Annotated in this window: 6 protein-coding genes; 3 read left to right on the top strand and 3 right to left on the bottom strand. The window is 75.1% G+C overall.

Features of this window, described 5'->3' with window-relative positions; translation table 11 throughout:
* Positions 1-187 precede the first annotated feature (187 nt).
* The gene (locus tag ACIP8Z_RS31015; RefSeq protein ID WP_402089407.1) at positions 188-682 is read left to right on the top strand and encodes a GNAT family N-acetyltransferase; all 495 of its coding nucleotides are present in this window, start codon (positions 188-190) and stop codon (positions 680-682) included.
* Between the two features lie 34 nt (positions 683-716).
* Positions 717-1,406, top strand: a complete 690-nt coding sequence (locus tag ACIP8Z_RS31010) for a histone deacetylase (protein ID WP_402089405.1) — start codon at positions 717-719, stop codon at positions 1,404-1,406.
* On the opposite strand, the gene ACIP8Z_RS31005 is transcribed toward ACIP8Z_RS31010, so the two are convergent.
* The 3 genes from ACIP8Z_RS31005 to ACIP8Z_RS30995 all read right to left on the bottom strand — a co-directional run bounded on the left by ACIP8Z_RS31005 (position 1,333) and on the right by ACIP8Z_RS30995 (position 4,753).
* A complete protein-coding gene (locus ACIP8Z_RS31005) occupies positions 1,333-1,764 on the bottom strand; it encodes a VOC family protein (protein WP_402089403.1) in 432 nt (143 codons plus the stop codon). The two genes, ACIP8Z_RS31010 and ACIP8Z_RS31005, sit on opposite strands and share 74 nt — an antisense overlap.
* 11 nt (positions 1,765-1,775) lie before the next feature.
* Entirely contained in the window at positions 1,776-2,303 is a 528-nt protein-coding gene (locus ACIP8Z_RS31000) for a pyridoxamine 5'-phosphate oxidase family protein (RefSeq protein WP_402089401.1), read from the bottom strand.
* A 236-nt stretch (positions 2,304-2,539) separates the two neighbouring features.
* Entirely contained in the window at positions 2,540-4,753 is a 2,214-nt protein-coding gene (locus ACIP8Z_RS30995; protein ID WP_402089399.1) for a PIG-L family deacetylase, read from the bottom strand.
* Positions 4,754-5,156: 403 nt separating this feature from the next.
* Here ACIP8Z_RS30995 and ACIP8Z_RS30990 point away from each other — a divergent pair, with 403 nt between their 5' ends.
* Positions 5,157-8,159 (top strand): bifunctional [glutamine synthetase] adenylyltransferase/[glutamine synthetase]-adenylyl-L-tyrosine phosphorylase, encoded by a 3,003-nt coding sequence (locus tag ACIP8Z_RS30990; RefSeq protein WP_402089397.1) that lies wholly within the window; start codon positions 5,157-5,159, stop codon positions 8,157-8,159.
* Positions 8,160-8,164 lie beyond the last annotated feature (5 nt).

Raw genomic sequence — 8,164 nt, 5'->3', positions numbered from 1 at the left:
CCGCCCCCGCCCCCGGCGCCCCCCCCCCCCGCGGTGGCCCCCCCACCCCCCCACACACCCCCCCACCCCGCCCCCGCCCCCCCCCGTGGTCCCCCCCGGGGGGGGGGGGGCCCCCCCCCCCGCCCCCCGCCCGTCCACGCGCGGTTAATCCGTTGCCCGGGGCAGCAGGTCCGTTCAGACTGCCCCGGTGAAGATCGAATCCGTCGCCACCGCGCGGCTCCTGCTCCAGCCGCTGACCGTTTCCGAGGCCGAGCGCATCGTCGCCCGGGAGTCCGGGACCAGGGATCTGTGGGCCGAGGGCTATCCCGGCGACGGGGACGTCCGCTCGGCCACCGGGTTTCTCCGGGGGGTTGCCGAGCGGGGCGAGCCGGGGGTGTTCCGGCCGTACGCGATACGGCTCGCGGAGAGCGGCGTCACCGTCGGGGGCATCGGGTTCCACGGGCCGCCCGACGAGATCGGGGTCGTCACCGTGGGGTACGGACTCGTTCCCGTGGCGCGCGGCAACGGGTACGCCTCCGAGGCGCTGCGCGCCCTCGTCGAGATCGCCCGCCGGGCCGGTGTCTCCGGCGTGAAGGGCGACGCCGACCTGGACAATCCGGCATCCCACCGGGTGATGGAGGCCGCCGGGATGCCGTGCGTGGCGGAGGACGAGCGGCTCCGGCACTTCTATCTGGGGTTCTAGGGAGAACGGTCCGTCCGCGCTAGCGTCGGGTTCCATGCCGGAAACCCGTCCCCGCGTCTGGTACGCCGCCTACGGCTCCAACATGCACGCCGACCGCCTCGACCGCTATCTCGCCGGAGGCAGGCCGGACGGGGGCGCGCGGGAGTTCCCCGGGTGCCGGGACCCGCGGGGCCCCGAGCGGTCCGTGCCCGTCGAGCTGGACGGGCAGGTGTACTTCGCGACCGAGTCGGCCGTGTGGACCGGGGGCCGGGCGTTCTACGACCCGGACGCGGACGGCACCGCCTGGGGCGTCGCGCACCTGCTGACCGCCGGGCAGCTCTCCGACATCGCCGCGCAGGAGATGTACCGGGAGCCCGGCGCCGACCTCGACCTGGCCGAGGTCCTCGCCACCGGCCGCTGCGCCCTCGGGCCCGGACGGTACGAGACCCTCGTCTGCCCGGGGCACCTCGACGACATCCCCGTGATCGCCCTCACCGCACCCTGGCCGATGCCGTCGCCGGACGGGCTCCGCCCGCCCTCCGCGGCCTATCTGCGGCAGCTCGCGGCAGGGCTCCACGAGGCCGGGGCGTGGCGGCCCGCCGACGTGGCCGGCTACCTCGCCTCCCGGCCCGGCGCGGCGGGGCACTGGACGCCGGAGGACGTGGCCGCCCTCAGCGTTCCGAGAGCTCCGACGGCGCCTCCTGAACCACCCAGCCGTTTCCGTCCGGGTCCGCGAAGGTCATGAAGGAGTTCCACGTGCCGCCCTTGCCGGCCTCCCAGCCCTTCTCGCCCACGTGCTGGATCGCCGAGACCTCCACTCCGCGCCCGACGAACTCCGCCCGGGCCGCCTCGATGTCCGTCACGCAGAACTGCAGGCCCTGGAGGGTGCCCGGGGCCATCTCCTTCGTGCCCGGCATCGGCGGCATCCCGCTCAGCAGCGCGAGCGAACAGCGCGAGCCCGGCGGCGTCAGCTGGATGATGCGCACGCCCGGCGCCACCTCGTCGTCCAGGTCGACCGCGAAGCCGCACTTCCCGGCGTAGAACTCCTTCGCACGGTCCATGTCGGTGACGGGGACCGGGACGACTTCCAGTGTCCAGTTCACAGGGGCTCTCCTCAGAAACGCCAGCGGGTCTGTCCGAAGGGGTCGCCCTTGGCGAAGCCGAAGGCCGTGCGAGGCGCGACCGCGAACACCAGGGCCGTACCACCGTCCCCCCGGAATGCCCCGTCGCGCACCTCGAAACGCCAGTCCTCGCCGTACTTGTCGACCCACGCCCCGGCGAGCGCCGTCAGCCGGGCCTCGTCCGTCACCCGCGCCGCCTCGCCCTCGACCACGAGGTCGAAGCCCTCGCCGAGCGCGGGCGTGCCCGTCGTCAGGACCACCGACGCGTTGCCCTCCAGGTTGCGGGCCTTGCGCTCGTCCGGGCCGGTGCAGAAGTGGAGCGCGCCCTCCGACCAGACGGCGATCAGCGGGGTCACATGAGGGCGGCCGTCGGGGCGTACGGTCGTCAGCCAGAAGACCTCGGCCGCCGCGAGCCGCGCCTCGGCCTCGGACCAGGGGACCGGGCCCGCCTTGTCGTCGCTGTACCGGGGGTCGAGGACCGTCTGCGGGGTGCGGGGGGTCTGCGGGCTCTGCGGGTTCATTGCCGTTCCCTTCGTCGCCTGTGCCGCTGCGCGCGCGTGTTCAGCGGTGTGTACAGGTGACGACCGGACCGGGCCGCGAAACTCATCGGCGCGCGCCGGGCCTCACCGCGAGCGGAGGCTCACCCGGCTCATCCGCGCACCACGACCCATCCGCCCGCCGCGGCTCATCCGCGCACCACGACCCATCCGCCCGCCGCGGCTCATCCGCGCACCACGACCCACCCGCCCGCCGCGGCTCATTCGGCCGCCGCGACCGCCCGCCCGGCCGGCACGCCCGGCTTCGCCGGCGTCCAGTGCAGACGGCCGTCCAGGCCGATCGCCGCCACGCCGTCCGCCCCCGCGTCCGGCGCCCCCGCGAACAGGTACTTCTCCAGCTTCCACGCCGGTCCCGCCGCCCCCGTCCTGCCGTGCGGGGCCGTCGCCAGGAAGCCGGTCCGGGACCGGACCGCGAGGAGTCCGTCGCCGCCGCTCACCGGGCCGAAGCCCGCCACCCCGCCGGGCAGCTCGGTGACCCGGGAGATCGGGCCGACGCCCGAGAAGTCCGCGCTGCGCAGATCGCCGGAGGCCGGCTTGCGGAACCAGAGCCGTACGCCGTCGCCGTTCGGCGCCGGGCTCGCGCTCAGCGCCAGCGTCGTCGGCGGGAGCGCGGTCAGCACCGGACCCGTGAGCGGCCCGCCGGGCACGTGCTGCGCCCAGACGAGAACGGTCTTCACGGTGCTCGCGAAGACGTACCCCCGGCCCTTCCCGTCCGTCGCCGCGACCGGGTCGCCGACCACGTCCACGCCGCCGAGCACCCGCCACGGCCCCCAGCCGCCGTCCGCGCCCTGCTCGCGGGCGGTCAGCCGGCGCAGGCTGTCGCGCAGGACCAGGGTCGCGCGGCCGTCGGCGCCCACCGTCACGGCGGGCGCGCTGATGTCCGAGGTGCCGGTCGAGTCGCTCCGCTCGGGGGTCCCGAGCGAGCGCCACGGGCCGAAGGCGCCGCCCGGCGCCGTCTGCTCGGTGCTCACGACCTCCCGGCGGTAGCCGGCCGGGCCGCCCGCCAGAAGCGTCCGGGTGCCGTAGACCGCGATGCGGCCGTCGGGCAGCGACACCGACGTGACCCCGGTGTCCATGCCGCCGCCGGGCAGCAGCGTCGGGCCGCGCCACGCGCCGCCGCCGGCCGGCTTCCGCCAGGCCGCGAGCTGTCCGTCGAGGACGGAGAAGGCGTGCAGCCCGCCGTCCCGGTCCCGCTGCACCCAGGACGTGGAGGTGCCCCGGGCGTACCGCACGGTCGCGGTCCAGCCGCGACCGGCGGGCCGCGCGGCCACCTTCAGGTCGCCGCAGCCGGCGGGCGTCCCGCAGTCGTTGACGCCGTCCAGCCAGGCGTAGGTCTTCAGGGTCTTCAGCTTGTCGCCCGCCGTCTCGGGGTCGAGCGTGTGCGGCAGGACGCTGGTGGGGTAGCCGAGGTAGTTCTGCACGCCGACCCGCGGACGGCCGGGCAGCTCCGCGTACCGGGCGAGCGCGGCCTGGGCGAACCGCGCCCCGTACAGGTGGTCCTGGTGGTCGCGGATCTTCCCGGTCTTCGGGTCGGTGCCGGGGCTGGGGTCCTGCATCCGGACGAAGGTCGGCCGGAACCGGTCGAGCAGCCCGGCGATGGTGGCGACGACCTCGTCCTTCGTGTACCTGAAGTCGGCGGCGACCGGGGTGCCCGAGGAGCGCTGCGACTCCAGCGTGCCGATCAGCCCGTGCCAGAGGCCGTTCAGGCTGTGCGGGCGGTAGAGGTTGGTCGACCCCGCCTCGCGTATCTGCAGCCACACCAGCTTGACCTTCGGGTTGGCGCGCAGGGTGTCCAGCTCGGCGAGCCCGCCGCCGGCCGTGGGGATCGCCACCCGGTCCCAGGGGCTGGTCCGGCTGCCCGTCGCCATCTCGGAGTACGCGGCGCGTATGCCGTTCTGCCGGGCCTCGGCGTATCCGGCCTTGTCGGCCTTGGCGTCGGCGGCGTCGCGGGGGCGCGCGTTGACGCCGTCGGACTCGCCGGCCGTCAGGTACACCGCGGCCAGCGGGGTGCCGGAGCGGATCGTCTGGGATATGTCCGGGTTCATGAAGAACAGGTCGTCGTCCGGGTGCGCCACGATCTGCATGACCGAGGTGGCGGAGTCCGCCCCGGACACGGTGGTCGCCGGGGGCCGCGGGGTCCGCCCGGGCGTGCCGGGGTCCGACGCCGGGTCCTGGGCGTCCGGGCCGGTGGCCATGGGGACCGGCGAGGGGGCCGAGGCACGGGGCGGCGTGGCCGGGGCGAGGGTGGTGGGCACCTTCCCGTCCGGCGCCGCCGTCTGCGCCGCGGCCGTCCTCGGCGCACCGGTCACCGACAGGAGTCCGGCGAAGGTGCCGCCCACCAGGACGACCGTGACCGCGGTGGAGACGGCCCGGCGGCGGGACAGGGGAAGACGACGGCGGAGGCGTACGGGCATGGTCGGCGGCGCGCTTTCAACAGGTCGGGCAAGGCGGGTCGGTCCCCGTGCTCGCGCACGGATGCGGTCCCGCACTCGCGTACGGGGTCGGTTCAGGGGTCGCCTGATCGGGCTCGGGCAGGCGCGGTGGTCCCGCGCATGCGGTCGGGTCCGCGTCAGGGTCGCTTCGGCGGGTCGGGCAGGCGCGGGGTGGTCCGCCACCAGCAAGACGGACTTTCAAGGAATACGGTTCATCGCCCTCGAAAAGCCATCGATGTGCGGGACATCACGTGTGATCCGCTGCGAACCGAAGGCCTGAACGCCCCCGTCCCCCGCTCCGGATAGGCTCGATCCGCCCGGGTTCCGGCCCGGGGTGAGCCCTGGGGTCGACCCCGGGGCGGACGTGCTCGGAGGGAGCGGCGGAATGACGGTGCCGGGACGCAGGAGCAGCACGTTCTCACGTCTGCTGCGGCACGGATTCACCGACCCGTCGGGGGCGGAGCGGCTCCTCGACGTGCCCGAGCTGTCCGCGCTGCGCGGCGACGACGTCCTCCTCGACGCCCTCGGCGCGACCGCCGACCCCGACCTCGCCCTGCGGGGTCTCGTCCGCCTCGTCGAGGCGCAGCCCGAGACCGAGCGGCAGACCTTCACGACCACCCTGCTCGCGGCCAAGCCGTTCCGGGACCGGCTCCTCGGGGTGCTCGGCGCCTCCGAGGCGCTCGCCGACCACCTCGCCCGGCACCCGCGCGACTGGGAGTCCCTCGTCACGTACGAGGCCGCCGACCTGCACCCGGGGGTCGCCGAGTTCGAGCGGGGGCTCGCCGAGGCCGTCGACGCGGTCTCGCTGCGGGTCGCCTACCGCCGGTGTCTGCTGGCCATAGCGGCCCGTGACGTGTGTGGCACCATCGACGTCGCCGAGACCGCCGCCGAGCTCGCCGACCTCGCGACGGCGACCCTGCGCGCCGCGCTCGCCATCGCCCGTACGGCCGCGCCCGACGACGCCGCCCTGTGCCGGCTCGCCGTGATCGCGATGGGCAAGTGCGGCGGTCACGAGCTGAACTACGTCTCCGACGTGGACGTGATCTTCGTGGGGGAGCCGGCCACCGAGGTCGGCGACCGGGAAGGGGGCGAGGCCAAGGCCATGCAGGCCGCGACCCGGCTCGCCTCGCACCTCATGCGGATCTGCTCGGAGACCACCGTCGAGGGCACGATCTGGCCGGTCGACGCCAATCTGCGCCCCGAGGGCCGCAACGGCCCCCTCGTCCGTACGCTCTCCTCCCACCTCGCGTACTACCAGCGCTGGGCGAAGACCTGGGAGTTCCAGGCGCTGCTGAAGGCGCGCGCGGTGGCCGGCGACCCGGAGCTGGGCGCCCAGTACATCGACGCCGTCTCCCCGCTGGTCTGGCAGGCCGCCGAGCGCGAGAACTTCGTGCCCGACGTGCAGAAGATGCGCCGCCGGGTCGTGGACAACATCCCCGCCGCCCAGGTCGACCGCGAACTCAAGCTCGGCCCCGGTGGCCTGCGCGACGTCGAGTTCGCCGTCCAGCTCCTCCAGCTCGTGCACGGCCGCAGCGACGCCGGACTGCACAGCGGCACCACCCTCGACGCGCTCGACGCCCTCGCCGCCGGCGGCTACGTCGGCCGGGCCGACGCCGCCCAGCTCGACGAGGCCTACCGCTTCCTGCGGGCCATGGAGCACCGCATCCAGCTGTACCGGCTGCGCCGCACCCACCTCGTCCCCGAGGACGAGGCGGACCTGCGCCGTCTCGGCCGCTCGCTCGGACTGCGCACCGACCCGGTCGCCGGTCTGAACAAGGAGTGGAAGCGGCACGCGGCCGTCGTCCGCCGCCTGCACGAGAAGCTCTTCTACCGGCCGCTGCTCGACGCCGTCGCCCAGCTCGCGCCCGGCGAGATCCGGCTCAGCCCGAAGGCCGCGGGACAGCGGCTCGAAGCGCTGGGGTACGCCGACCCCGCCGCCGCCCTGCGCCACCTGGAGGCCCTGGCCTCCGGGGTCAGCAGGAAGGCCGCGATCCAGCGGACGCTGCTCCCGGTGCTGCTCGGCTGGTTCGCGGACTCGGCCGACCCGGACGCCGGCCTGCTCGGCTTCCGCAAGGTCTCCGACGCACTCGGGAAGACCCCCTGGTACCTGCGGCTGCTCCGTGACGAGGGCGCCGCCGCCGAGAACCTCGCCCGGGTCCTCTCCGCCGGACGCCTCGCCCCCGACCTGCTGCTGCGCGCCCCCGAGGCGGTCGCGCTGCTCGGCGACCCGGAGGGGTTGAAGCCGCGCGGCCGGGACCACCTGGAGCAGGAGGTCCTGGCGGCGGTGGGCCGCGCGTCCGACGCCGAGCAGGCCGTCGCCGCGGCCCGCGGGGTGCGCCGCAGGGAGCTGTTCCGGACCGCCGCGGCCGACCTCATCGGCTCGTACGGCACCGAGGACAGCCCCCGCGAGCCCGACCCGGGCGCGCTGGTCGACCGGGTGGGGGAGGCGGTCACCGACCTCAACGCGGCGACGATCGCGGGCGCCCTGCGGGCCGCCGTCCGCGCCGAGTGGGGCGACGAACTGCCCACCCGGTTCGCCGTCATCGGCATGGGCCGCTTCGGCGGTCACGAGCTGGGGTACGGCTCCGACGCCGACGTCCTGTTCGTGCACGAGCCGCGCGAGGGCGTCGACGAGCAGGACGCGGCCAGGGCCGCGAGCAAGGTGGTCGCCGAAATGCGACGTCTCCTTCAACTCCCCACCGCGGACCCGCCGTTGCTGATCGACGCGGACCTCAGGCCGGAGGGCAAGAGCGGCCCCCTGGTCCGCACCCTGAAGTCGTACGCGGCCTACTACCACCGCTGGTCCCTCGTCTGGGAGAGCCAGGCGCTGCTGCGCGCCGAACCCATCGCGGGTGACCGTGAGTTGGGGGAGCGGTTCATCGAGCTCGTCGACCCGCTGCGCTACCCGGCCGAGGGCCTCGGCGAGGACGCCGTCCGAGAGATCCGCCGCCTCAAGGCCCGGATGGAGTCCGAGCGGCTGCCGCGCGGCGCCGACCCGACCCTCCACGCCAAGCTGGGGCGCGGCGGCCTGAGCGACGTCGAGTGGACGGTCCAGCTGCTTCAGATGCAGCACGGCTGGGTGGAACCGGGGCTGCGGACGACCCGTACCCGCGCGGCACTGCGGGCGGCCCACGCGGCCGGCCTCATCCCGACGGAGGAGGCGCAGACCCTGGACGAGGCGTGGGTCCTCGCCACCCGCGTCCGCAACGCGGTGATGCTGGTGCGCGGCAGGTCCGGCGACACCTTCCCCTCGGATCCGCGCGAACTCGCGGCGGTCGGACGGTACTTGGGGTACGAGGCCGGCCATGTCGGCGAGATGGTCGACGACTACCGGCGGATCACCCGCCGGGCCCGCGCCGTCGTCGAGGAGCTGTTCTACGGGGCGTAGGCCCT

Source organism: Streptomyces sp. NPDC088553 (assembly GCF_044752965.1).
In the GTDB taxonomy this organism is placed as follows: Bacteria; Actinomycetota; Actinomycetes; order Streptomycetales; family Streptomycetaceae; genus Streptomyces.
This window is presented reverse-complemented; position numbering and strand designations above follow the sequence as displayed.

Bases quoted from the DNA above. Each gene is read 5' to 3' on its own strand.
- ACIP8Z_RS30990 (WP_402089397.1), top strand. From the start codon at position 5,157: ATGACGGTGCCGGGACGCAGGAGCAGCACGTTCTCACGTCTGCTGCGG.
- ACIP8Z_RS31000 (WP_402089401.1), bottom strand. From the start codon at position 2,303: ATGAACCCGCAGAGCCCGCAGACCCCCCGCACCCCGCAGACGGTCCTC.
- ACIP8Z_RS31010 (WP_402089405.1), top strand. From the start codon at position 717: ATGCCGGAAACCCGTCCCCGCGTCTGGTACGCCGCCTACGGCTCCAAC.
- ACIP8Z_RS30995 (WP_402089399.1), bottom strand. From the start codon at position 4,753: ATGCCCGTACGCCTCCGCCGTCGTCTTCCCCTGTCCCGCCGCCGGGCC.